The sequence below is a fragment of the uncultured Eudoraea sp. genome, assembly GCF_947490415.1.
Classification (GTDB): Bacteria; Bacteroidota; Bacteroidia; order Flavobacteriales; family Flavobacteriaceae; genus Eudoraea.
The window spans coordinates 187,132-212,432 of record NZ_CANLGX010000002.1 but is presented as its reverse complement, the minus strand read 5'-3'; the positions used below and the strand labels follow the sequence as shown (position 1 = coordinate 212,432).

At 34.1% G+C, this 25,301-nt stretch carries 22 protein-coding genes; 2 read left to right on the top strand and 20 right to left on the bottom strand.

Annotated elements, in window-relative coordinates; all coding sequences use genetic code 11:
• Positions 1 to 654: 654 nt before the first annotated feature.
• Both Q0874_RS05900 and Q0874_RS05895 read right to left on the bottom strand, forming a co-directional pair.
• Entirely contained in the window at positions 655 to 2,352 is a 1,698-nt protein-coding gene (locus Q0874_RS05900; protein ID WP_299160595.1) for a carbamoyltransferase C-terminal domain-containing protein, read from the bottom strand.
• A gap of 118 nt (positions 2,353 to 2,470) precedes the next feature.
• Positions 2,471 to 2,638: a hypothetical protein gene (locus Q0874_RS05895; protein ID WP_299160593.1), complete on the bottom strand. Its 168-nt coding sequence runs from the start codon at positions 2,636 to 2,638 to the stop codon at positions 2,471 to 2,473.
• Between the two features lie 34 nt (positions 2,639 to 2,672).
• On the opposite strand from Q0874_RS05895, the gene Q0874_RS05890 reads away from it, so the two are divergent.
• Together Q0874_RS05890 and Q0874_RS05885 are read left to right on the top strand one after the other, a co-directional pair.
• Positions 2,673 to 2,855, top strand: a complete 183-nt coding sequence (locus tag Q0874_RS05890; RefSeq protein WP_299160591.1) for a hypothetical protein — start codon at positions 2,673 to 2,675, stop codon at positions 2,853 to 2,855.
• The gene (locus Q0874_RS05885; protein ID WP_299161705.1) at positions 2,807 to 3,442 is read left to right on the top strand and encodes a DUF6515 family protein; all 636 of its coding nucleotides are present in this window, start codon (positions 2,807 to 2,809) and stop codon (positions 3,440 to 3,442) included. Before Q0874_RS05890 ends, Q0874_RS05885 begins: the two co-directional genes overlap by 49 nt.
• A 152-nt stretch (positions 3,443 to 3,594) precedes the next feature.
• Here the strand turns inward: Q0874_RS05885 and Q0874_RS05880 are convergent, their stop codons facing one another.
• From Q0874_RS05880 to Q0874_RS05795, 18 genes are all read right to left on the bottom strand, one after another.
• A complete protein-coding gene (locus Q0874_RS05880; RefSeq protein WP_299160586.1) occupies positions 3,595 to 5,922 on the bottom strand; it encodes a tyrosine-protein kinase family protein in 2,328 nt (775 codons plus the stop codon).
• 368 nt (positions 5,923 to 6,290) lie between these two features.
• Complete coding sequence (locus Q0874_RS05875; protein ID WP_299160585.1) at positions 6,291 to 7,418, bottom strand: cellulase family glycosylhydrolase; 1,128 nt, start codon at positions 7,416 to 7,418, stop codon at positions 6,291 to 6,293.
• Positions 7,419 to 7,989: 571 nt separating this feature from the next.
• Positions 7,990 to 8,709 (bottom strand): sugar transferase, encoded by a 720-nt coding sequence (locus Q0874_RS05870; RefSeq protein ID WP_299160583.1) that lies wholly within the window; start codon positions 8,707 to 8,709, stop codon positions 7,990 to 7,992.
• A 103-nt stretch (positions 8,710 to 8,812) separates the two neighbouring features.
• Complete coding sequence (locus Q0874_RS05865; RefSeq protein ID WP_299160581.1) at positions 8,813 to 9,922, bottom strand: DUF1972 domain-containing protein; 1,110 nt, start codon at positions 9,920 to 9,922, stop codon at positions 8,813 to 8,815.
• Complete coding sequence (locus Q0874_RS05860) at positions 9,919 to 11,016, bottom strand: glycosyltransferase family 4 protein (RefSeq protein WP_299160579.1); 1,098 nt, start codon at positions 11,014 to 11,016, stop codon at positions 9,919 to 9,921. The genes Q0874_RS05865 and Q0874_RS05860 overlap by 4 nt, the downstream gene beginning before the upstream one ends.
• Positions 11,006 to 11,827 (bottom strand): sulfotransferase domain-containing protein, encoded by an 822-nt coding sequence (locus Q0874_RS05855; protein ID WP_299160577.1) that lies wholly within the window; start codon positions 11,825 to 11,827, stop codon positions 11,006 to 11,008. The genes Q0874_RS05860 and Q0874_RS05855 overlap by 11 nt, the downstream gene beginning before the upstream one ends.
• A gap of 12 nt (positions 11,828 to 11,839) precedes the next feature.
• Positions 11,840 to 12,739 (bottom strand): sulfotransferase, encoded by a 900-nt coding sequence (locus tag Q0874_RS05850; RefSeq protein WP_299160575.1) that lies wholly within the window; start codon positions 12,737 to 12,739, stop codon positions 11,840 to 11,842.
• Positions 12,736 to 13,665: a glycosyltransferase family 2 protein gene (locus Q0874_RS05845; protein ID WP_299160573.1), complete on the bottom strand. Its 930-nt coding sequence runs from the start codon at positions 13,663 to 13,665 to the stop codon at positions 12,736 to 12,738. Before Q0874_RS05845 ends, Q0874_RS05850 begins: the two co-directional genes overlap by 4 nt.
• Before the next feature lie 2 nt (positions 13,666 to 13,667).
• The gene (locus tag Q0874_RS05840) at positions 13,668 to 14,876 is read right to left on the bottom strand and encodes a hypothetical protein (RefSeq protein ID WP_299160571.1); all 1,209 of its coding nucleotides are present in this window, start codon (positions 14,874 to 14,876) and stop codon (positions 13,668 to 13,670) included.
• A 207-nt stretch (positions 14,877 to 15,083) separates the two neighbouring features.
• On the bottom strand, positions 15,084 to 16,007 hold the full coding sequence (locus tag Q0874_RS05835; RefSeq protein WP_299160569.1) for a sulfotransferase: 924 nt from the start codon (positions 16,005 to 16,007) through the stop codon (positions 15,084 to 15,086).
• Positions 15,997 to 16,752 carry a sulfotransferase family 2 domain-containing protein gene (locus Q0874_RS05830; RefSeq protein WP_299160567.1) on the bottom strand — a complete coding sequence of 252 codons (756 nt, stop codon included), beginning with the start codon at positions 16,750 to 16,752 and terminating at the stop codon, positions 15,997 to 15,999. The genes Q0874_RS05835 and Q0874_RS05830 overlap by 11 nt, the downstream gene beginning before the upstream one ends.
• Positions 16,749 to 17,621: a sulfotransferase gene (locus Q0874_RS05825; RefSeq protein ID WP_299160565.1), complete on the bottom strand. Its 873-nt coding sequence runs from the start codon at positions 17,619 to 17,621 to the stop codon at positions 16,749 to 16,751. The genes Q0874_RS05830 and Q0874_RS05825 overlap by 4 nt, the downstream gene beginning before the upstream one ends.
• A 170-nt stretch (positions 17,622 to 17,791) precedes the next feature.
• Positions 17,792 to 19,105 carry a flippase gene (locus Q0874_RS05820; protein WP_299160563.1) on the bottom strand — a complete coding sequence of 438 codons (1,314 nt, stop codon included), beginning with the start codon at positions 19,103 to 19,105 and terminating at the stop codon, positions 17,792 to 17,794.
• Between the two features lie 37 nt (positions 19,106 to 19,142).
• Positions 19,143 to 20,126 (bottom strand): glycosyltransferase, encoded by a 984-nt coding sequence (locus Q0874_RS05815; protein ID WP_299160561.1) that lies wholly within the window; start codon positions 20,124 to 20,126, stop codon positions 19,143 to 19,145.
• A gap of 5 nt (positions 20,127 to 20,131) precedes the next feature.
• Positions 20,132 to 21,577: a lipopolysaccharide biosynthesis protein gene (locus tag Q0874_RS05810; RefSeq protein ID WP_299160560.1), complete on the bottom strand. Its 1,446-nt coding sequence runs from the start codon at positions 21,575 to 21,577 to the stop codon at positions 20,132 to 20,134.
• Between the two features lie 227 nt (positions 21,578 to 21,804).
• Positions 21,805 to 23,133 carry a CDP-glycerol glycerophosphotransferase family protein gene (locus Q0874_RS05805; RefSeq protein WP_299160558.1) on the bottom strand — a complete coding sequence of 443 codons (1,329 nt, stop codon included), beginning with the start codon at positions 23,131 to 23,133 and terminating at the stop codon, positions 21,805 to 21,807.
• Entirely contained in the window at positions 23,123 to 24,226 is a 1,104-nt protein-coding gene (locus Q0874_RS05800) for a DegT/DnrJ/EryC1/StrS aminotransferase family protein (RefSeq protein ID WP_299161702.1), read from the bottom strand. The genes Q0874_RS05805 and Q0874_RS05800 overlap by 11 nt, the downstream gene beginning before the upstream one ends.
• Positions 24,227 to 24,270: 44 nt before the next feature.
• Complete coding sequence (locus Q0874_RS05795) at positions 24,271 to 25,233, bottom strand: GNAT family N-acetyltransferase (protein WP_299160556.1); 963 nt, start codon at positions 25,231 to 25,233, stop codon at positions 24,271 to 24,273.
• Positions 25,234 to 25,301: the final 68 nt, after the last annotated feature.

Here is a 25,301-nt window from a genome sequence, read left to right as displayed (position 1 = left end):
CTCAGAACCATAACCATAACCGTAATTATAATGCCTTGCTTTCCCAAAACCTACATCAATTAAGGACATAGGCCATATTCCTCAATTTCTTGGTTTTGGCAATGAACTTTGGGCTACTTCGCAATCATCGGTAACCTCTACCATTTTGTTCTCCAAGATCCGCTTTAAAAATCCATTAGGAGTACTTCGTACATTTGATAGCGATTTCACAAGCCTTGATAAACTTCCGGTGATCGGTTTGTTTGGAGAGTTTTAAGATTCCTTCAAAAGCCCAGTAGAGCTGTCTGGATATTTATTATAGGCCATCTCTACTGCCTCGTAGTTAAGATCTAGTAATAATTGTTCAGCTTTTTTTATGGATGCATCTAATTTCCACATAAAATGAGAACTGGGACCATTACTAAAAGTTTCTATAAGTTTTGCCTGATATAGATGGTCATCGCCATTCTTTATAAATTCATATAGAGTAGATGCCAGAACCCCTTATCAAGCTGCTATACTAGGACTGATAGTAATAGTAATGACAGTATCAATGATGACAAGAAGAACAATAACAACCTCTAACATTAAGACCTACGACTATGAACATTGAATTGGCCGCCAATGTCAATTTTGTAACTGATGCTTTATTTCCAATATATTGTTCTTCAATTGTTATTTAGTTAAAAAGTAATTACCTATTACTAGTGCATCCAATCCTGTTGAAAAAAAACAGCGAATTGCATCTTTTGGGGATTCAACCATGGGCTCACCCTGAATATTGAAACTAGTATTCAAAACTACCGGAACACCGGTTTTATCTCCAAGTTTTTTAATCACATCGTAATATCTGGGATGTAATTCCCTATTTACTGTTTGTAAGCGAGCACTACCATCTACATGGGTCACTGCCGGAATGATGGTTTGTTTATCCTTTAAAACACTACAGACTTTTAGCATAAAAGGGGCTTCAACTTCTATATCAAAATAATCATTTTTAGCTTCCAAAATAATAGAAGGAGCGAAAGGACGATAGGCTTCCCTGAACTTAACTTCAGAATTAATTTTGTCCTTCATATCAGGAAAGGTAGGGTTTGCCAAAATGCTCCGGCTGCCCAAGGCTCTTGGTCCAATTTCCATCTTTCCCTGGAACCATCCTATTATTTTGCCCTTTTCTAGTAATGAAGAAGCCTTTTCCGCAATGTCCTCAAAATACTCATAATTTAATTTTGCGCCTTTTAATACCATTTCTATTTCTTCGTTGGTATAACAGGTACCTACATAGGGATCTAGATGAACAAAATCTCTGGGTTTTTTAAAGATACCATTATATAAGTAGTAGGCAGCTCCTATGGAGGTACCATTATCACCAGCCGCAGGCATTACATATACGTCTTTAAACTTACTCTCACGTACAATCCTTCCATTCATGACACTATTTAAGGAAACACCTCCAGAGATAACAAGGTGGTCTGCCTTTGTTTTTTTATATAATATATCACAAATTTCCAATACCCTATCTTCCAACACTTCTTGGAAGGTTGCAGCCATGTTCATATGACGTTGCGTAAATTCTTCTCCTTGTTTTCGACCTTCTCCAAACTCATTAAAGAATTTAGGGGAAAGTCGCTGCCATTCCAAATTTTGAAAATTAAAATAACTGAGATCGACATGCAATTTCCCATTCTTATCTACGCGAACCATTTTGCCCACTTGCTCTTTATAGACATCAGCATCTCCCATTGGTGCTAACCCCATTGTTTTACCTTCGTCGTATGCAGTTTTGAAACCACAGTATTGAGTCACCGATTCATAAAATGAACCGAGGGAATGTGGAAAGAAACTTTCACCTAAACACTCCACTGTATTATCTATACCATACCCTAACCAGGTGGTAGCCCATTCACCTGAACCATCGATACCTAATAGAGCAGCCTTCTTGTATGGAGAAATATAAAAAGATCCCGGGGCGTGACAATAATGATGTGGAATAAAATGTACCTCTGGACCCTTCTTTTTGCTTTCCCAATGATGTTTAAACCAATTCCAAAAGCTTCTTTGATTTCTAAAGCCGCGAATAATTTCAAACCTTAGAAAAGACTTAAGTGTTTTTTTAGTTTTTATATTGGATACCCAATAAATGAGTTTTTTGAAGGAATTATGCGATGGTTTAATAGATACGGCAATATGATCAATATCGCTATAACTCAATTTTGAAATTTTAAGACAGCGTTCAATAGCATTATGTGGAAACTCCTGTGTATGCTTAACTCTGCTTAGGCGTTCTTCCTCTATAGCTGCTATTAATTTACCATTAACTACTATACATGCCGATGAATCGTGGAAATAATAATTCAATCCTAATATAATCATGAAATAATTTTTAAATCTTTATTAATCGGATTACGAATATATAAATTAGCTTGGTCGAAATACGGAAAACGTCTAAATAAAGTGATTAGGATTTAGTACCGCCACAAAATTGGTCGAATCATTCCTGAGCTCCATAGCCATAGTCATAATTATAGCCCTGTTTTTTACCTTTCCCCGTGCCGTTAAGCACATAGGCCATATTAAATAATTTCTTGGTGCTGTACAAGCCTTTTGAGAACTCGATCAAGCGTTCATCTACTTCAAGACCTTCTACGTCCAACAACACACCGTCCAGGTCTATTAACGGGGGAACAGAACAAATGATCGAAGTTATACCAGAACCCCAAGTACGCAGCAAAGGGATGTTACTCCCAGACAAAGGACATCAGATAGATCAGGAACCGGGACTACAACAAGACCAAATACTTCTAATGAAAGAAAAAGAACTTCAGAAATTAAAAGCAATAGTGGAAACCGAACTAATAGTGGTAATAGAAATATAAACATAGATAACAGTAGAAACGTAAATATTAACAGGGGTAATACCTATGTACGAGCCGGTGGGCGTGCGTATGTAAGACCTCCTTACAGGTATGGGGGTCGTATTTACTATTGCCACAGGCCCTATTATCATCATCCTTATCGTCGGTTTTACTGGGGGCCGGTTTGGCATCCCTGGGGCTTTTTTGTAGCTACAATCGCAACTACGGCAATTATCATAAGTATTGAGAGTCAGCAATATCATTATAATCAGGGGGTTTACTATGTGTCATCCAGCGGCCGATATACGGTGGTGCAGGCTCCTGTTGGGGCAACCGTTGAGACAATTCCCAAAGAATCCGAAGTGGTGCAAGTGAATGAGACCACCAATAAGTACTACTATGGTGGGGCGTATTATGAAAAGTCAGACGAGGGTTATACGGTAGTTCCTGCCACGGCATGTACAATTGTTCCTAATCTACCGGAAGGTGGTGAAGATGTAAAAATAGGGGATCAGACCTATGTAAAATTTGGGGAGACCTACTACCAGCCTATACAACTGGATGGGGAAAATATGTATGAGATTGTAGATGTAAGAGAGGAGGAATAGACACCACATTTTAATTTCTAGTTTTAAAAGGTGATTCTATATTCCCGGATATAGAAGTTTGAGACTGCAATTAACCAAATTAGTCTGAGTTTTAGGAGTGGAAAGCAGCACGAAGTATTGACCTGTAATAGCCTTAGCTAATTCTGCTTAGATTATTTTTTCTCCGAACCATACCCATACCCATACCCGTAATTATAATGCCTTGCTTTTCCAAAGCCTACGTCATTCAGGGCGTAAGCCATATTCTGCAGCTTTTTGCTCTTGTTCAGGTTTTTGGAATACTCCAGCAATTTCTTGTCTGTAAACCCTGCACGGGTAACAAAGAGCGTTAGGTCTGCAGCTTTAGAGATCAGCATGGTATCTGTTACCAATAAGGTGGGAGCGGTGTCCACGATAATATAGTCAAATTCCTCTTTAGCAGCATTGATAAACTTTTCAAAGCCTTTGCCCGAAAGTAGTTCCGGGGCATTTGGGGGCATTTGGCGACTATAACATACCTTAATGTTTAGTTCGTCACTAAATCCTTCATTGATGACATCCTGCCAGTTCATAGAAGGGTTTGAAAGATATTCAGAAAGTCCTTTCGCCTTTTTAAGAATATCCAAATAGGTATGAAGCTGGGGGTTCCTGAGATCGGCCCCAACGAGCAGTACCCGTTTTTTTAAACTGGCATAAGCCAATGCCAGATTAAATGCCACCAATGTTTTTCCCTCCCCTTTTATGGCAGAGGTTACATAAAGTACCTGCCCTATATCCTTTTCTTTTTCAGGCAGGTGATGATTAATACTGGTACTTAACATCCTGAACGATTCTGCCAGGATAGAGCGGTCATGCAAACCTTTAATACTTTTAGCTCCCTTTAAAAATGGAATTTCTGCCAGTACAGGAATATCCGGACATAACTTTTCCAAATCGGTGCGATCATGGATTTTGGTATCTAATGAAAACTTAATAAACAGTACCAGAAAAGGCAGAAACATCCCTAACGCCAAAGACAAAGGGTAAATTATTATTTTCTTTGGGAATACTGGTTTACTATTAGTTAAACCGTAATCTACCACTTTTATGGATGGGGTGGTCGTTGCCATATTAATGGCCGCCTCTTCGCGTTTTTGAAGCAATAAAAGAAAGAGTTGTTCTTTAATGCTTTGTTGCCGTTCAATGCCGCGAAGCATTTTTTCCTGCTCAGGAAGTTCCGAGAATACGGCACCCGCACGACTACTCTCACGTCTTAACTGACTCAGGGAAGTTCTTAACTGGGCCTGGTAGACATTTACAGATTTAATAATATTTACCTTACCCCGTTCCAACTGCCCGGAAATGGACCGTAATGTAGGATGGTTTACCCCTACATTGGGTAACAGCTTATCCCGCTCCAGGGCCAGTTCATTATAATTGGCAACCAGACTGTTTAAACTCGAATTCTCCAACCCAATATCGGCTGGTAATAAACTGTATTCCGCCTGGTTAATTACCGTTTCCTTTAATAATTTAGATAGGGATATCTGGTTTTCCAATACTGTTACTTGATCTTCTGCTTCCGATTTCCGCTGCAGGGTTATCCCGGCATCGGCTTCAATATAGGAGAGTCTGTTGCTTTGTTTAAAATCCTGTTTCCCAACTTCTATAGAATCCAGTTCCGAGGCAAGGTTTACAAATCTCTTGTCTATCACCTCCATGGTGCGCCTGGAAACCAGTTGCCGGTCCAGGATCCCATCTTCATTAAATTTAGCGATGATGGCATTTAATATGGCCTCCGAGCGTTCCGGGCTTTGCCCTTTGAGGGTTAGCGATACAATATCACTCTCCCTATTGGTGACATCGATCTCCAACGCCTCAGCAAGACCCATTATAGCATCTTTCATGGGCCTTATCACTACTTTAAATTCCGTGCCTTCGTAATCCGCATCTGTGTTTTCGTTGAGTGCTATATTGAAAGGTAAGCCCTCCGGAGGGATGTCTGTCGCGTCCGGACTAACATTAAAAATCCCGTCTTCTTCATCGCTAATCGTGATTTTGGAAGGGCTCAGGCTTATCGTATAGGCCCTGGGAATACCCAATAAAGCTTCCTCCCTGACGGCTGTGATCACAAAGGGAGGATCCCAGATCTGTATTGTTTTAATGGTTTCTACCCGGTAGGTATTTATATTCAAATTCAGGTCCGACCCTACCTGGCTTAACAAGCGGTACGATCTGAGGACTTCAATTTCATTGTCCAAATTTATGTTGCTATTCCGTCCCAACATGGCCATGCCATTGGAAGCCACATTTAACTCCATGGATTCATCTACCATTTTAATTTTTGCCACCGTTTCGTAGGTGTTAGGCACGTAAATTGTGTACACATAGGCCAATGCCATGCTTACCAAAGTTACCCCTAAAAACCAGGGCCAATGGCGCAGGTATTTTAAAATAATTTCTTTAAGTGCAAATGACTCTTCCTCGTCATTAAAATCTAAACTAAATGGGGCTTCTTTCATTTTTTTATTCAAATTTCAACTCTAGCATGTAAAAATAAGGAAAGATTTGCGAAACGCCTTATCCTTTAACTTTATGCCAAATATGATATTTTGTTTAAGTTTTTATTTGCGATTTTAAAAGCAGTGGGAGCTTCGACTTGGATAAGACCCTTCCGAAATTGCTAAATTTGGGTTTAAGAACTTATAAGTAAAAGATTTCCTACTAAAAATGAAATTTGATCCGGTTTATTTCTAAGGTTAAACCCGTTAAAGACAAATGCTTTTCCTAAAGTAAATTTTAGAGATCTGGCTAGCTATTTATTTTTGTTTAAAATTACCTATAAATTCTTTTCATTAAGAATAGATTCATAAATTAGACGATTCTTTTATCACTGTCCATTTAGCTTCCAGAAATTTTCCAGGATTTGCCTTGTTCTCGTTTTCTCAGTGATTTTTATTAGTTTTTTGCTTCCCTTAATAACTTCTTCATAATTCATATCCCAACCTTTCCAATTATTCAAACTGTGATATGTATATCCTAATTTATTTTCCTCCAATACATTGAGAACATCTTCAAGATATTGATCTTTCCCTTCTGCCCATCGCACTACACTAAATTCTCCAACATAGAGCAATTTATTATGTTCCTTTGCCCAATTAACTGCTACATTCATATTATCACGTATTCTATTTTTATCCCAATAAATTTTGCCTATCTGGCCGGGATAATTAAAAACTTCTGTCCTTTTTTTTATTCCTTGATGCGTATAGGCATCAGGATTATAAAAATGAAAACCATAAATAATTTTATTATCATCAAAGGGTTCTTTGAAATCGGAATAACCTTTTGCCATACCCCAAGGACCGGGGGAAAAAACAACGTACTTATTAGAATGCACTCTAATTGTATTTAATATTCTATTAAAAAAATCGAACCAGATCTCAGGCCTTTTAGGACCAAATATAGATTTAACAACTGGTTCGGAAAAAAAATCATACGCCACTACATTTGGATACTTATCAAACTTTAGGACCAGATCATTAATATAGCTTATGGCAGCGTTCAGTTCAATTTCCGATTCCCAAAATTCAGAAGACGTATGATTAAAATTTTTCAAGGGGTCAAGCGGGAAGTCCTTTGAGTGCAAAATAACAACAATATCCTCCTTAGCGCACCATTGAATTACCTTCTCTACCCATTGCAAATGTTGGTCCATACCCACTTCAACGGATACATTATTTTTGATGCTAAAACGTTTTACTTCGACAACCAATCTTATTGCGTCTATTCCCTGGGTCTTTAATTCTTTTATGATGCGCTCATTTATAACGGAGGTATCACGGGGCGAAGAAACTATTCCACGCCAGGGCCAATTCAAAGGCTTATCGTTTTCAAGGAGATCCCCTTCTTCTATATTCTCGATCAATTTTTTATCTTCTTGTACTAAAAGTAATTCTTCATCCTCATTACATTGACCTACGGATAAAGCAAAAAGTAGTATTAATAGTGTTTTCATATTACTCATATATGATCATTAAAAACCTGGTTGATATGATAGGGAGGCAAACAGTTGTTTTCGTTTTATGCCTTTTTAAATGTACAACGCTTACATACCTTCAAAGACTATTTACGAAATTTTTTTTTATAAAGATGTCTGCAACTCATATTTCTTACTTAGTATATCCGTAAATCGATGTAGAAGGGACAAAACAGGAATGCATTTTGCTCAATAATACTTTTCAAGTAGTTCATAGTATTTGCAATGGGGCTGATTTTTATACTAATAAGCATCAACTACTGGACATTGTTAACGCATTGAACGATTTCTATACATCATTTCAAATGCGAATTAAATAAAATATCAGTGGGCATTTTAGTCTAGTAAAATGATATAGGTGTATTTTAATATAATCAGTCTATTTGTTTCCACTTTCCAACATATACCCATTTATTATATTCTTTTGTCCATTTAGCCACTAGATTCATTTCATGAAGAATTCTGCTTATATCACCATAAATAATTTATTCCGGTTCGGAAGAATCAAAATTGTTTGTTCAATTATACTTGTTGTGTAAAGTTCCCAGGATTATAAACCTTTACCTTTCAATATCACTTTCACTCCTCTACTGATTATTTTCAGATCCAATTGCAATAATCCCATTGGGGAGCGTTTTAAATATTGATCGATATATTCATATTCATATTTGGGATTTCCCATCTCCGGCGTTCCCTTCATTACATGCCCCAATCCCAGTAAACCGCCTTTTAATAGAGTGCGTGTTACATTGCCCTGAGCTAAATCCCTTTCATAATGATGAATGGCCAGTGGCCTGGGCCCCACGATACTCATGTCTCCTTTTAAAACAGAATAAAATTGAGGGATCTCATCTAAATAGAATTTTTTAACAAACCGCCCAACATACGTTCTGCTGTCTTCATCCCATTCAGCTGAAAACGCATGCCAGTCGCCACGTTTCGCTCCTTCCTGATCTATATATTTATTCTTAATTAACCGTATTTTGTACTTATCAATTACTTCCCCTCTGCTTATTGCCTTATAACTAAAAAGCATATCACCCCTGTTTTCCGGTATTAGTATACCTTCAATTGTATAGGCTATTTTCAATAAAATTAGTATTGGTGTGGCACACAATAAAAAAGTAAAAGACAAAACTTTATCAAATAATAATTTTGGCAATCTGTCTTTTAAAGGTTCCTTGATAAGAAAAATATGTTCATATTTAGTTTTTATCTCTTTGCCGGGTTTCTTATAAGGAAATGCCTCTTTCGGTTCTAATTTATTCATTTAAATAATACTAATTAGTTCAAATCGAATGGATATAATGGAATATTTAAAATGATCTATATTAACTCACTCTTTTTTACGGAAATTATTAGCCAATAATAATTCATTTTAATATTTCACTTTTTCTAACTTTGCAAGAATCAATAATAAACTGCTCATATTGCTGGTTTATACGTTGCCAATTAAATTCATTTTGAATTTTATCCATATTCTTTTGGACTAATCCAATATGATCTTTCTTTGTTAACCCCATTCTTTCAACAATATCATTTTCATTATTAAAATAAAAAGCGTTCTCTCTTAATATACTCCTGTTAAATACATTATCATGTGCTATTACAAAACAACTGGAAGCCATAGCTTCCAGTAAGGATGGATTTGTTCCCCCCACGGAATGACCGTGAAAATAAAGATTAGACCAATGTCTTAAATTATTCAGGTGTTCTAAATTGTAGATACCGCCTAAAAATCTAATGGTGCTATAATTTTTAAACTTATTTTTTAAATAATTCCCAAATTTAGTTTCGTGCTTACCTATTACCAGAAAAATTTGATCAGAGGTGCTTTTCACAACGCCATCAAGAATAACTTCTATATTGTTCTCTGGTTCCAATCTGGCAATGAGCATGTTGTAATTAAATTTGTCAACTCCATATTCAACAAGCAGCTGCTCCGATGGAGTACTGAATAAATCAGCGCCATATGCGATATATTCGGAATCTACTTTATAGGATGTTTTAAGATGTTCCTTTATTCCTATTGAATCTGAAATTAAATAATCACTTGTCTTTACGGCCAACTTCTCCGCAAATTTCAAAAATCTTCGTACGGGCCTGGAGTACTTACTTCGTTTCCACTCAAGACCATCCATATTGGTAATAACTATGGCCTTTTTTGGTAATAACCATCCCCAGATTGAACTGCTGGTATAGCCCAATTGCAATATCACATCAAAGCCTCGTTTCCTGCAATCTATTATGCAATGTAAGTCATAAATAAACTGACCTGCGGTACCAATCTGTTTTTCAGGATCCATTTTATGGATGATGTTTACACCTTTCCAGGTGGGTTTTTGGTATGGATGGTCAGAGGAGTTATACACGCAGACCTCATGGTTCTTTTTCACTAAATAAACAGAAAAGTATTCTGCAAACTGTTCAAAGCCACCATGGTAATTAGGGATTCCTCTGGTTCCAATAATTGCAATTTTCATAAGGTGTTATAAAAATTTATTGTTTGTTGGCCAATTTTGATCCAATCAAACTTATCTTTGATCAACTTAGCTGCATTGTGTGTTGTCTCCAAAATATTTTCCTGGTTTAGATTCAGAATGCAACTGGCAAGCGCTTCCGGATTTTCAGATTGAAAATTGAATCCATTTTCATTATGTCTTATCACCTCTTTAAATGGTTCAAGATCCGATGTAATAACAGTTCTTCCATAGGACAGTGTCAAAAATAGGACACCACTTTGGTAAATGTGCTTATAGGGCAATACTACAACATCAGCATTTTCGTAAAAGGAAGCAACTTCATCATCTTCAATAAACCGAATATGACTCTCCACAAAATTGACCAAATCTAAATTCACAATCATTTTTTTATATTGGCCAAAATCCGTTTTCCAGGGCCTACCGGCAATGGTAAGTTTAAAATATGGATTCTCCCTAACTACTATCGCCATGGCATTCAATAAGATATCCAATCCTTTTACTTCTTTGATCTGTCCAAAAAACAATAATTTAATTATCTTATCAATAGTTGGTTCCTGTAAAACAGATACAAATGGCAGGTAATTCCCATGGGGAATAATGGTAATTTCTTTGGTATATTTAAAGGATTTTTCAAATTCATTTTTTGAAAAATGATTATGCACTATAATACCATCAATAAGTTGTAAACATAGGTTAGAAACAATCTTATTAGATCTTTTATAAAATGATTCAACATCGTGCAGGGTGACCACCTTTTTTTGTCTAAAAAAAAATGCCATCAGCAATACTATAAAATTTAATGTGCCAAGGTCGAAGAAATGAAAATGAAATATTTTTGTTTTTTCCTTATTTGAAAGTCTAAACGACTTTAAGTAACCCATTAAAAAATAATATAATCTGATAAATCCTGTAAACTTCCAAATATTGTGAAAAGTAGTTTGTGTGCTTACATTAGGGTATTCCCGCTCTTTGGTATTCGCACAGGTAAAATACAGCACTACTACTTCATTACTTCCCAGACCGGATGCCAGTCCGTAATCATAATAATCCATACCGCCATGACCCCCAACTGGATCTATAATGCTAATGGTCATTATTTAAGGATTTAAACTTCATATAATCCTCTTCAATAAATGATTGTAACGAAATAAAGTCATTTGAGCTCAGCTCGCATTTTTCAGCTTTTTTGTAAAGCAAGCTTTTAAATTTATTTGAGAATGAATCCGGAAACAGCAGTTTTGTTCTTTCAGTAAATCCTCTGTTCTTTTGAACAATTCTGCCAATCCAATTCCTTGAATTCTTATTTTCATTAACTTTTTCCTCAAAATTAATTTCAATAGGGGCTATATTCAGAAATTGAAAAATAGAAGTGTAATTTTCCTTTAAGGATTCTAATTCCAAAATAAGAATATTGCTTCTATCAAAGTGTTCAAAATACTTAGAAATCTCTTTATAATAAAGACTATTATGAACATACTGCCTGAAATGGAAAGTACTTTCATCATTCAGATATTCTGAAAATGGTTTAGGAGCATAGCCCATTCTCTTGTCCATTAAGTAGTGAGAAAAAGCCCTCTTATAAGGATTCCTTACCATGAATATTATTTTTGCTTCAGAATTAAATTCTTTAATTGCTTTGGGAACTTCATCAAAAGTAAAATAGGACACACTAGCATCAACTAAATAAGTTTCAGATTTTGCTTTCTTATAATACCTCAAATACTTATTTAGACTTTTTGTCTTTAAATCTTTATAATACGAATGTATTTTTAACTGATAAAATGAAAAATAATTGAGCTCCTTAATTCGAGGTAAAAATATCCTTGGATGCCTTTTGAATGTTTCAAATAAAAAGGTTGTGCCACATTTTGGAGCACCTAAAATAAATAAATTCGGTTTTTTCAAAATTTTAATTAGTTATTCGATTCTTTTTTTAGTAAGCCATCTCGGCAGATCCAAATATCCATTTTCGATTAAATAATCCTTTAATTCATTGTTTTTTTGACTATAAAATATTCTAAGGTCATCTTTTGTATCGTCATCTATATAAATGTCTTGAACAACATTAATCTTGGAATACCATTTTTTTAAGAATGTTTTAAGCGTTCTATTAATTCTAAAGAAATATTCAAATTTGCCGTTAATAAAAATTCCTATTTGATGTAAATATTTATTACCATATCTACTGGTTTTATTCTCAACCTTAAAATTGTAATTTTCATAAAAATTAGCTTCTATATTTATCCACTCACATATGGTATTCAACGATTCCTTTGGGCGATCAATTAAATCTTCAAAAAAAAGCACCTTAATATTACTTTTATGATTAGCTATCCAATACCTCAAATAGTCTATATAAATTCCTTCCCGTAAACCCCTAAAAAATGGATCGTCTATGTCCTGTAATTTATAATTTTTCAAATTCTTAGAATAAAACTCTTTAAAAGTGGTATTTCTCGGAATTATAAACTTTCCTTCACAATGTTTATAGTATGAAATAAATCGTTTTACCGGATCACGTAAAACAAATAATATTTTAGGATTTTCTAATTCACCAAATAATCTTTCAGCTATCTTCTCATTTCCATATAAATAGCTAGGGGAGGCGTCTAGCATGTATTTAGCATTAACTGGACAATGAGAGAAAAAACTATTATAATGATCTAAACTTTTTGTATTGCCCTTATATCTTAAAGGTGTATAATGATGAATTTCTTTTTTAGTAGATCCACAAATTTCAGGATGGTCCATTAAGTAGGAAAATAAAGATGTCGTTCCTGCCTTATGGACTCCTCCTATAATTAAATTTCCAATCATGTAATTATTATTTTTACTAATGTTTTATACGAAGTTTTAATAAAAGATACCCTTCCTCCTAAAATGAAGAGTATCGACTGAGTAATATATTTGAACCAGAAATAAATATTAAACAATAAAAAATCAACAGTTTTCAGATGAATCTTCATAGCATAAAATTGATTTACTTTTTTATTATAAAATTGAAAATCAAGATTTGGATTATTAATTTTTATTCCAGTAATATTGGATCTATTTGACATACTGGCATTTACTTTGTGAAATATTTTGGCTTCAGATTCATAATATATTTTAACGTTTAACTTCCTTGCCCTAATTGATAATTCTAAATCTTCGCAATACATAAAAAAGTTATCGTTAAATCCCTTTAGTTTTACAAGTGAATCCCACGTAAACATCATTAGACACCCGGATGCAAAAGAAATGTAGCGGGACATATTTGCTCCATTAGGAGTAGCTTGCCTATTTAAATCAGCAATTAATGGCCATCCTTTGAAGTAGTTTATATCTCCTCCACCATACCAAACCAATTCCCTATCGGCTTCATACATAATCTTCCCTGTGGTTATCCCAATTTTAGGATCTTGCAAAAATGGTTTGATCAACTGCTCAATAGTATTTTGCTCTATAAGTGTATCATTATTTAATAATAACAAATATTCAAATTCCAGATTTTTCTGAGTCCATTGAATACCTACATTATTGGCCCTGCCAAAACCAATATTGTTATCATTCATAATAATATGTAATGGATCATAAATTTGGTGTAATATTTTAAGACTCGCTTGGTCTTTAGAGTTATTATCGACCACTATAATAAAAGGCAATTCTCCATTAACATCTGCGATACTTTTTATACAAGCCTCGGTATCTTCAAAACCGTTATAATTGACTAATATTATTACAGTTTTATACTTCTTAACCATAATTAATTAATCCTTTGTATCAATGAAGAGGATAATTGAAGCATACACACGTATAGAAAAAAGGTAGTATAACCCAAAATACTCGAACCCGTCAATAAAGTAGATACCATAAGCAATAATAAAGCTAAAACCACACAAGTATAAAATTGATTCGATCGTTTAACAAAAAGATGTTGCCAAAGTACTTTTATTTGTTTTAAAAACACATATATTCCAAATAACCCAAAAGCGTACAAGACTCCAAATAATCCTATATCTGAAACATAAAAATAAACATCTTCACCAATTACCTTAGCCACCTCACTGGCTCGTGCCAAACCATTTCCGAAAAAAGGATTTATCTTAAACCGCTCTAGAGCGAATTCGGTTTGAAAAATCCTGATAGATGTTGAGCTATCACTAATAATATCCGCATTACCGGTAACAATTTTTGAAGCCTCATAAAATCTATCTAAAACAGCTGTGCCATCATCGGAATTGAAAAGGAAGATCCCTAGAAATATTATTGAAAATAATGCAGGTACTATAAGTTTAAATCTTGATTTTAAATTTCTATATTTAAATAACCCGACTCCCATTACAAATAAAGTTATTAGGAAACTAAAGCGCTGTATCTCTAAAAAATGATTTGCACTAAAAAACAGCAGGGAATAGAACAGATATTTATAATTGCTTTTAAACAGGAATAAGGAAAACCAATAAATCGCAATAAAATTGATGAACCCTTTACTTACTTTCCCCGCACTTACCACAACAATCTTTCCGGTTAATTCAGATTCGTTAATAAAGGCAAAATCAGTAATGGCCATAAAGGCTATGATTACCAAAACAACCCAACCGGATTTAGTTAGTATGCCAAATAAATCAGGAAATGTAATGTTGTATTTTTGAAATAAATAGACAAACAATATTATACTCCCAATATTGTAAAAATCCACATTGGCAACAAAACCGGATACCAAAGACTGACCATAATAAATATGGGTTGTTACTATAGAAATGAACATCAAAAAAAGTCCAATCCAATACCAATATTTAATTTTTTTTGAAATGACTTTTCGATATCGAAAGAAAAGAAAATGCCCAACTGTACTTAAAAACAATAGGAAATAGGTAGATAATCTAGCCCCTGGTGTAAGTCCAAAAGTTCCAAAAACACAAATTACCAGTAAAAGTAATAGTATTAAAACCCACTTTTTTTTATTTACCATAAATACCAGATTAAACCGACCTTAGAAATGTAAATAGATTTATTCCATTCAGGATCTTTAGACAATTTTGTAAATATTAAATTATCTAAAGCATTGTTGAAATTATCATCAAAATTAATATCAATTAACTAATATTTCTAGCAACAACTCTAGTACCACCGCCACCAAAAGTACCAATTCCTATTTTATTATAATTTTTTTTGGAACTCATCTCCTTTCTTTAATTAGTTCATTTGTTTTGATCCAGTCCTCTATCACAATTTTCTCGACATATTCATTAGCATCTTTCGGAATTATTTTGTTCCTTTTCTTTTTAAAAAATACTGATTTGTATTTTTTTCCCAGTTTATTAAGTGGTTTGGGAATTTGATTTTTATATTGGAGTAGGAATTCAATTAATTTGTTTTTAGGTAATACCGTTTGATTAAATTTCGTATCGAAATTTAAGTGACAATCCTTTGGGTTAAGTTCGGCAAATTCAAAGACTTGATTCATAAAAGTAGTCGGATTCTTTGACAATTGCTCAAATGAAGTTATTAAGATCTGATCTCTCGGAAAAACATTAAGATAGCGTTCAATCTGATCATGATATAAGCTCATATCTATATATAGATTAGTAATGCCATATCCTTTAGATTCATTTTCAAAATCTTCTTTTAAAGACTGTAAAATACATTTTGTGTTTTGACGCCCTCCCATAACATCCATAAAGAAATGGCTGAAAGTCCTGGATACAGGCTCTCTAACCAGAATTATAATTTTTGCATCGGGATTAAATGTATGTAACTCACTTGCCGCATATTTTGAGTATAGGTAGGATGTACTGAATTCTGCTAAAACTTTTTCACCCCTTTCGTTTCTGAATAGTTTTAAATAATTCTCTTTACTATCCAAAAATGCATTATGTTTTTCATCCAGATCATGGTGGGAGAAGTATTTTTGAAAGTCTATCATTGTACTTATTTTGTAGTCCTCTCTGAAATTATGCCAATTTATATCTGAACCAAAATAATTAGGTTCTTTAATTGGAGAAACATAGACATCCGGGTGCTGTTTTAAATAGTTGTATAATGATGTTGTTCCCGCCTTTGCAGCACCAACAATAAATAAATTAGGTAATTTACCTTTCATTATTTAAATCTTTTATAGAAAAGGAATTGTTCATCTGTTTGAGATCATATTTTAAAACCTTATAAAACCTCAAATATGACTTTATTTTAAATCTTACAATATTCATTATCGTTGGTTTAGGATATTGCATTTCATTAAATAAGGCTTTGTGTTGTAATATGAAAGCAGAAAAAATATTTTGAAATGTTTTTTCAGAAATAATATAATCTTTAGTTTTTTTGTTTGTCTTGTTATATACGGGCAACTCTCTTTGAGGGGTAATTCCTAATTTTAAAAGTAAATTTTCAAAATCAGATGTCAGCTGATCAAAGCGGAGAACACCGTCTAAATATTTACTGTTTATTGTTAGGTTGTCATCATAGGGAGCTAAGTGATATTTAGCTTTCAAAAAATCCTCAAAAGTCATTTTTTGAGCTTGAACTCTTTTGTAAAATTTTCTTGCTTTCTGAGAAACAAATCCTCCATTTTCAATAAAATATTGAGAATCTGTAAACGTATTGTAGGGATTAGCTAAATGTTTATTATAAACACTAAAACACATTTCTAATGGATCTCTAACAACTACAAAAATATAGTATTCCTCTAAATTTAATGAGGGCATTATTTTATGTAGCAAAGGTATATTAGCATGTTTATGAAATAATGGCTCCCCTTCATATTGCTCAATTAATTCCTTGGAAATCGCTGAAGAACCCGAAAATGGTAGTCCAATAAAAATATATTTATATTTATGGCTAATAATCATATTATTTTAGAATAGTTAAGTTTATTGAATAGTGAGTTATTTTTATGCCTTGTATATATTTTTCGCAACTCTTCATTTTCTGTAAATGCAAATATTCTGTCTTTATTTATCTTGGAAGAAATAGATCTTATTAAATCAGCGTCTACTTCTATACCAAGAAAAATCGATAGTTTTTTTAAATTCTCTACTGGTTTAGTCAGAAATTCTTCATAACCAAGGTGTATTACATTCTTAAAATAAGTTTCAGCTTTTAATGCTTCAGCAATGTATTCTTCCCATAACTTAATCCCTTCTTCAATATTATTAACTCTTAAAGATTGTGAATATATTGGCTTTTTAACTAAGTATTTTTCTTTTATTTTAGTCTTTAAGGTAGTCTTGAATTCAGATTCTATTTTTAATTCTCTTATATGTAAACTATTTGCCACATCGATTGGGTTCCTATATATATGTATAACTTTAGCATTGGGAAATATGGATGACCATATATCCATTGTAAGTGTGTTTTTAGGGTCTTTCCAACCCCAACGCTTTGAATAGTTTAGTAAATTATTTCCCCATAGTCTGTACTTTCCTCCAAAATATATTCTACTTGCATTTGAGGCGATTCTTTTTTGAATTACCTTAACAATGTTCTTATTAATATGTTCATTCGAGAATTGAAGATTGTAAGGGTTATCCCATGTTACATTCTTTTGATACAGAATCCATTCATTAATTCTTTGAAAAAAAAATGATTCTTCATTTTTTCCCATACTTTTTTTACTTCCCATGAAAATTCCCGATTCTTCCATAAACCTCGTTAGCATAGAAGTTCCCGATCGGTGCATTCCAATAATTATTACAGGAGCTTTACATCTGTTTTTCATATTTTAAATCCTGGTAAATAGTACGTTTTTATTCCTATTATTCTAACAACATATATAACCAAACTAAGATTTAATATTGTAATTCCTGGCTTAGATATAAAAGCAACTCCTATTAATCTGATATGACTTGTGAAGATTAAATCAAGTTTCTTCTTTTAGTCATTTTTTAATCATAATTTAAAAATTGGTATAGTTAGAATACCTGTATTTCGTTTGGCAAATATCACTTTTGTAACATTTGAAATCATTACAGTTATAGCCGTTGCGATTGCGGCGCCTAAGGCACCGTACGTTTTAATTAAAACGATATTCAAGATAATATTTAAGAGTACGGCTATAGCCGAAATATAACCATGTACTTTTTCGTACCCACACATCATTAGTAACAATCCAGCACAACCGGTAGTAATATTAAAAAACTGACCAATGGCCAATATAACTAAAACCCAATACGCTTCCTGGAATTCTGCGCCCCAAAGCCCTAGCATCAATTGTCCAAAAACAACAAATACCATTACAAAACTGAAAGCAATAATGGTTAAGCCTTTGGTCACCCTTTGAACCATAATCCCCATTTCCTCAATTTTAGTATCACTAAACAAACTTGCTAATTTTGGAGCAACAGCTGCATTGGTGACCTGTAAAAACAGCGAGGTAAGCAATGCCAGTCTTGCTGCTACACTGTAGATACCCACATCTTCAAGTGTGCCTAAGGTACCTAACATGATAACATCTGCATTGCTGGCAATCACTCCCGTTCCCGTAATTAATAACATGGGTAGTGCCATTTTAAACATGGGCTTCAAATTAAACTCCCCTTTACTGTTACTTTTAAAGGTATGGCCCCATAACACCATCACTACAAATGCCAGTAATACACGACTCACCGCATATAACAGTAGAACGCTTACAGGGGTATAGCCAATATCAAATACCCAATACAGTAATAACCCAAGCCCTACGAGTATGGTACTCAAGGTTTGGTTTACCAGATTTGCCTGCCATATTTTACCATAACCGATTAATGCTGCAGCAAACACCCTGGAAAACGTTTGGGGAATAAGCATAACAAAGGCTATTAATAAGGGGATATACAACTCCTGATTTCCAGACCACCACTTTAGAATTACAGGCAATAGTATAGCCGCAATACCTGCAATACCCATAGAAAGCAACCCATTAAAAATGAGACTTGTTTTTAACGAGGTGGCTATGCTTGCATCATCCTGTTTGCTTTTAGCTATTGCAATAAATTTTAAGATGACATTTGAAAATCCAAACATGGTGAGGATCAACAAAATCATCCCTAACTTATTCGCGAAATTGATAATTCCTAAGCCTTCGGGCCCAAGTGTGCGTCCTAAAAAGATGCTAATGAGTAAACCAACGATCAGGCCGGCTACCTTAACAAGCATGGTTTTGGAAGATTTGACCACTACCTCAAGGGTATGTATGTCTAATTTGGACTTAAATTTTTGTATCATTTTCTATTGTTCCGCAGATACCAATTCAGAAGGTTAATTATTGATTCTTTATAAGCCTGGAATAAAATGAAGGTCTGCACAGTTGGAATATCGTATATACTACTTTAGAGATTGTATTCCTCTTATTATTAAAGAGTTTGACCAGGACATTGAATTGTACAATCGATATACTAGTGCCCCAAGCTTTTAAAAACATATAGTGCTTTAGTTGTTCTTTAAGCATTACTTTTCGCATAAAATAAAACCACGATCGCCTGAAGGGCAGACCGGCATAAAATTCTTTTTTAGTACCTAAAACTTGATTTTGAGAGATCCCTTCATCATGAATTCTGTAAATGACCGTTGGTTCGTCCTTAAATATTAGCTTATATTTATTTTGGGACGCCTTTACCCATAGGGGATAATCTTCAAGCATTGGAAAACGTTCATCAAAGCCACCCAAATGAACCAATGCTTCCCGTCTGATAAATGAAGTGGCTGCTGTTACATAGTTACTCCTTAATAATACTTTTAACTGATTCTTTTTAGTATTCAATAATTGAAATCCCTTGTTGAAATGATCTACAAGCTTGTCATTTTTTTTAGTAAACGTCATTTTGCTAAAGAAGAACGAGTGGGGACTATTCTTAACAAAATCCATATTCCTGTCTATACAGGAATCCATCAAGATATCATCGCCAGCGATAAGCTTTATCCACTCCCCTTTGGCCTCTTTTAGACCACGATTACAATTTTGTGCAATCCCTGAATTATTTTGGATAGTAATACATTTTGCATCAATAAATCGCCCCTTATGTTCGCTTACCCATGCTTTGCAAATCTGAACCGTACTATCCGTTGAGCCATCATCACTAATGATAAGTTCTATGTTTTTATAGGTTTGTGCTTTGGCACTCTGTAAAGTTTCCAGAACATATTTAGATGAATTGTAGGTAACGACAATGACAGAGACTAACGGATTTACCGGATCATCAATTTGGCTAAATTTGTCTTGTTCCATTATCTGCTTAGACTTTGACATTTAGCTTATTTTCCAATTGTTCTCAATAACTTTTTAACTTCTTTCAATTCCTCCAATTTTAACAAATGACTGATTCCTATATATGAAATTAAGCCTGCAACCACCCCCACTATTAGCCTTAGAATATTGGTTTCTACTAAACTAATACTTAAAAGAATTATTATGGACATCACTACCGTCAGTGCCATTGTTGGCCAAATATCTTTTAGCTGTGATAATACTCCATGCCCAAAAAGTTTTCCTGGCAAATAGGTATTAATATAAAAATTTATAGTAGAGCTAATTACTTGCCCAATAACCATTGCTTCAACACTTATTGGTAATGTAAAAAGCAATATAATAATCCCTATAGGAGCTTTTGACAAATCTACTTTTAAAAATAGATCCGATCTTCCGATTGCATTAAGAATATTTAGGTTTAAAACACTTTGGGCGTAAAAGATCCGGGCAAAGCACATCCATTGCATTAATGGTATTGCCATTAACCATTTCTGTCCTAAAAAAAGTGTAATAAATGGTTCTGCCAATATTGCAATTCCTGTCATGCATGGAAACATTACAAACGCACTCATTTTAAGAAGGCTCCGAAAAACGGATATCATTTTTGTTGTGTCGTTCTGGAGACCTGATAATAATGGAAAAGTAACCTGATAAATTATACCTGAAATAGTTTCTGCAGGCAGTACTGCCAATTGCTTACCCTGGGTATAATTTCCCAATTGACCGGCTGAATAATATTTGCCAATAAAAACATTATAGATTTGGTGCATTACTTGGGCATAAATCCCCGCTATCAATAATTTGGAACCAAACCCAAATAAATTTTTAAAAGATTGTTTTGAAAATAATAGTGAAGGTTTCCATCTGCTGAGGTACCACAATAGTAGTAAGGTTATTATCGAAACAATTATTTGTTTAATCACCAAAGACCAGACGCCATACCCATTATATGCTAAATATATGGCAATGAACCCGCTAATAATCTCTGATGAAATAGTCACTTTTGCAAGGGTTCTAAAATCCATATTAATTATTAATCTGGCTCTTTGGACAATTGCAAGTGCGTTAATAATAATATTTATCCCAACAACCTTTATAATTGGTATTAATACAGGTGTATTGTAAAACAACGCAATGTACTTAGCTGAAACGTATAACAATATGTAAGCCAATACACTTAGACCAAAATTAAATACAAAAACTGTGGAAAAATCCTTATTGGATCTACCTTGCTTTTGAATCAATCCGGACATCATTCCACTATCAATAAAAGTTTGGGATATGGCAATAAATACAGCTATCATGCCAATAAGACCAAAATCTTCGGGTATTAATAAACGTGCTAATATTATTCCAATGATAAATTTAATGCCCTTGACTGAAAACTTCTCAACTGCATTCCATAGAATTCCTTTATATGTTTTTTCTTTTAACGAAGGCTTATCGGTCATCCTACCTTATTATTCTATTTTTTTTATACTATTTAGTCTTGTCTACTAATAAAAGATATATCATTACCTAAATAGAAGGTTGATTATTAAGTTTTATCAAACTTCATTTTTACCACAGGGTCCATAAGATCTAAAGAATCGGAGTGTATCTCTCCAAACCTACCTGGATATTCATAATAGGCTTTCAGATGGAGTGTCTTTCAATATGAAAACGAGTAAAGGCTTGTCTACCCTAACTCTTTTATTAACTCATTATAGATATTTTCACTAGCCGTTATTCCATTTGGAGGAAGAACAGCTTCTTTCAAAAATTGATTCCTCTTTTTATTTAAGGAATCCTGATTTTTTAAAACCACTTCGGCAATAAAATTTCCAACTTCTGTTTTATTATTTGCCTGGTATAAAACATTAAATACTTCCTGCCCAAACGAATTAAAGGTTTCTAATATGTTATTGTGACTTTTTGCGAATAAAATTGGTTTGTCAACATAGAGATATTCAACAATAAATCCTCCACTGTCTGTAATTAAAGCATCGGAGAAATAAAAAAGTTCGGCGTAATAGCTTTGCTCTAACTGTCCGTTGGGCAAGGAATTCCATTTTTCGTAGTACTGGTCTGTTCTTTCTTTACCCCATACTTCTTCTTTAGATAGATTTTCCCTTAGCATAGGATGTGGTTTAAACGCTATTTGAATATTCTCGTTGGTTTGAATTAAGTTTAAAAAATACTCATGATAATCCATAAAATTTGACCAATCCAAGCCACATCCATGTCCCGCTATAGTATGATGTGGGGCCCAAATAATTTTGACGGTTTTACCATGTTTACTTTTCTTCCAGGGATCTTTTGGGTTATAATTTTTATTAAACACAGAATCCACTCCGGGAAATCCAGACATCATTACATTATCGCCTTTTGTTCTGGAATTATTTTTACTTTCCTCTTCATGAATTTTAGTTTCATAAAACTGTTTCCATAATTTGGAGTGAAAAGGACCGTCTCTTTGCATTTTAAACAATTTTGATACCTGAAAACAATATGGCACATAACAAGTAAGGGAATTTGTAAAGTGATCAATTGCATATTTATCAAAAGTCATCCATGGGTAGGGATTGGCAAAAAACACCAGGTCTGGCCTTAGAATATCTTTAATATCCAACCAGGTGCCACTATTCTGATCAAAGGATTTGAAGGTATTATATCCGTTATTGTTAAAATAATTTAATGTTTGTTCATATCCATCCATTTGTGCTAACCCTTCTCTCGTCAATGGTATAGGGACAACTGTAATTTTGAATCTTGGATTTTTGGATAGCAATTTATACAGTTCTTCGTATTTCCATATTGCTTCAACCATTATTAAGAAGATTACGTTGATAATCTCTTTTTTTTGCAATGAGGCGACAATTTCATGTTGTTGTTTCCTGATTTTCCGGATATTCCTATAAAACGAATAGTCTCTTATACCCTTATAAGCATTATATAAAAGGTTAAATATGCTCTCTGGCAATGCTTTATTTAAGGTATTTTTTATTTTGGTGTTTCTAATTATCATAATTATTAATAATTAGCACTATTCTCTTAATTACCTCCATATCCTCCAAGTTGCTTACTGGCAAGCTCAATACTTCTTTATGTATTTGTTCAGCTATTGGAAAACTCATATGGTTAAAAGACCTGTAAGCTCTTTGTTTATGAGGAGGAACAGGATAATGAATCAGGGTCTGTATGCCATGCTGATAGAGGTATTCTTGTAATTTATCCCTGTTTGCGGTGCGAATCACAAATAGATGCCATACATGTCCCTTGTTATGTACTACTTCCGGCAAAAGTATTGATGGGTTGGTAATGTGTTCCAAATAGTATTTGGCTACTTTTCTTCTGCCTGCAATATCCCCTTGTAGGTGCTTTAGTTTTACATTTAAAAAAGCGGCTTGTAGTTCGTCTAAACGAGAATTAAGGCCCTGGTATCGGTTTTCATATTTTTTATGGGAACCATAATTACGCAAAGCAGCAATCGTATTTGCTAATGGTTCATCATTCGTAGTAACGGCTCCTGCATCACCCAGGGCTCCAAGGTTTTTAGCCGGGTAAAAACTATGTCCGGCTGCGTCCCCAATGGCACCTGATACTTTACCGTTCCATTGTGCCCCATGCGATTGCGCGGCATCCTCGATCAACTTTAAGTTGTACTCATTACATATCTCCATCATTCGTTGATCTATGGAAATCTGACCATACAAATGTACCGTTAATATGGCCTTTGTTTTTTTGGTAATGGCCGCTTCAAGCTTTGAAGAATCCAAATTAAACGTCTTTGCATCCGGTTCTGCAAATACCGGAATAAGACCATTGTCTGAGATTGCCAAAACTGAGGCGATAAAAGTGTTGGCAGGAACAATAACTTCATCGCCTTTCTGCATAACCCCCAATTCAATGTAGGCTTTAAATATTAAACGTAAAGCATCCAAGCCATTGGCAACACCCAGGGTACTATTTGTTCCGCAAAAAGAAGCATAGTTTCTTTCAAACGCTTCCAGTTCCTTGCCCAATACATACCAACCGGAATCTATAACCCTGTTCGCAGCTTCCTTTAATTCTTTGCTGTACTGTGCGTTAATTTTTTGCAGATCCAAAAATTTGATCACATCCATGTTAATTCTACTTATGCTCTACTTAACCGGTTAAATTTCTACCCATAAACGGCATTTTGAAAGGATACATCTAAAGGAATTGAATAAAAATCCAAGGCAATGCCCCTGGCGCCCATCCTTTCTTTTTGTTGAATTAGACCCCTGTTTAACTTTTTGCCTTCATTTTCCGTTGAAATACCAAAACTATAATATTCCCGATCTTTAAAAGTTTCATTGATCAAATTATGATTCAAAAATTCCAAAGCACCCATTTTTCTTCCTTCCGGGGAATTTGCCTGATATTGAACATGAACAACGGTATCATAATCATAAATTACTAATCCCGCTAACAGCATACCCTCTTTTCTGGCTTCAAATAATCTGATTTTTTCCGGAAAGCGTTTATTCAAATAAACTATTTCCTCCAGGGAATGAACGGGTTTTACATTGAATTTTGACACGACTTCTGTTAACAAATTCCAATATTCGGTAAAGTCCTTATTCTCCGAAAAGACCATACCATCCCGAATGCATTTTTCTACAGCGCGTCTTTTAGGTTTGGAAAATGGAACCCTGCCATCCATTTTAATTACAGATGAAATATCTCTTCTTATGAGGGTTGCATTCAATCTGAATAAGGCGTACAGGTCTTCCTGAGAAGGATAGCGATGAAATATATGCGGAGATATTTTGAGTACGATTTTTTTAAACCCCAATTTCGTATAATATTCCTTAATTAACTGAAATACTTCAAGGACTTGCACAGCTTTAATCCCATGGCTCATGATCAACGAACCAAAGGTTAAACCCCCATGAGATACAAGGGTTACTTCTTTCTCATTGGCAGGGAAAAGGGCAATAATTCTTGTTTCATCAGAAACAATCAAAGAGTGATCCACGAATCTCTCTTTATGATAATCCATATAATCCCTATAAAATAGAAAAATTCCATTCTTAGAGTTTTTAATAAAATCATCCCAAACCTCTTTGTCCTCTTTTTTGTATTTTCTGATTTCAATCATTAAAAAACTCCCACAATTATTGGTCACCCTGTCAATAAATGATAACGTATTTCTAAAGTTCCTTCACT

Bases quoted from the DNA above. Each gene is read 5' to 3' on its own strand.
- Q0874_RS05850 (WP_299160575.1), bottom strand. From the start codon at position 12,739: ATGATTGGAAATTTAATTATAGGAGGAGTCCATAAGGCAGGAACGACA.
- Q0874_RS05815 (WP_299160561.1), bottom strand. From the start codon at position 20,126: ATGTCAAAGTCTAAGCAGATAATGGAACAAGACAAATTTAGCCAAATT.
- Q0874_RS05890 (WP_299160591.1), top strand. From the start codon at position 2,673: ATGATCGAAGTTATACCAGAACCCCAAGTACGCAGCAAAGGGATGTTA.
- Q0874_RS05805 (WP_299160558.1), bottom strand. From the start codon at position 23,133: ATGATAATTAGAAACACCAAAATAAAAAATACCTTAAATAAAGCATTG.
- Q0874_RS05810 (WP_299160560.1), bottom strand. From the start codon at position 21,577: ATGACCGATAAGCCTTCGTTAAAAGAAAAAACATATAAAGGAATTCTA.
- Q0874_RS05875 (WP_299160585.1), bottom strand. From the start codon at position 7,418: ATGAAAACACTATTAATACTACTTTTTGCTTTATCCGTAGGTCAATGT.
- Q0874_RS05820 (WP_299160563.1), bottom strand. From the start codon at position 19,105: ATGATACAAAAATTTAAGTCCAAATTAGACATACATACCCTTGAGGTA.
- Q0874_RS05830 (WP_299160567.1), bottom strand. From the start codon at position 16,752: ATGATTATTAGCCATAAATATAAATATATTTTTATTGGACTACCATTT.
- Q0874_RS05900 (WP_299160595.1), bottom strand. From the start codon at position 2,352: ATGATTATATTAGGATTGAATTATTATTTCCACGATTCATCGGCATGT.
- Q0874_RS05835 (WP_299160569.1), bottom strand. From the start codon at position 16,007: ATGAAAGGTAAATTACCTAATTTATTTATTGTTGGTGCTGCAAAGGCG.
- Q0874_RS05880 (WP_299160586.1), bottom strand. From the start codon at position 5,922: ATGAAAGAAGCCCCATTTAGTTTAGATTTTAATGACGAGGAAGAGTCA.
- Q0874_RS05860 (WP_299160579.1), bottom strand. From the start codon at position 11,016: ATGACCATTAGCATTATAGATCCAGTTGGGGGTCATGGCGGTATGGAT.
- Q0874_RS05845 (WP_299160573.1), bottom strand. From the start codon at position 13,665: ATGGTTAAGAAGTATAAAACTGTAATAATATTAGTCAATTATAACGGT.
- Q0874_RS05795 (WP_299160556.1), bottom strand. From the start codon at position 25,233: ATGATTGAAATCAGAAAATACAAAAAAGAGGACAAAGAGGTTTGGGAT.
- Q0874_RS05840 (WP_299160571.1), bottom strand. From the start codon at position 14,876: ATGGTAAATAAAAAAAAGTGGGTTTTAATACTATTACTTTTACTGGTA.
- Q0874_RS05865 (WP_299160581.1), bottom strand. From the start codon at position 9,922: ATGAAAATTGCAATTATTGGAACCAGAGGAATCCCTAATTACCATGGT.
- Q0874_RS05870 (WP_299160583.1), bottom strand. From the start codon at position 8,709: ATGAATAAATTAGAACCGAAAGAGGCATTTCCTTATAAGAAACCCGGC.
- Q0874_RS05825 (WP_299160565.1), bottom strand. From the start codon at position 17,621: ATGAAAAACAGATGTAAAGCTCCTGTAATAATTATTGGAATGCACCGA.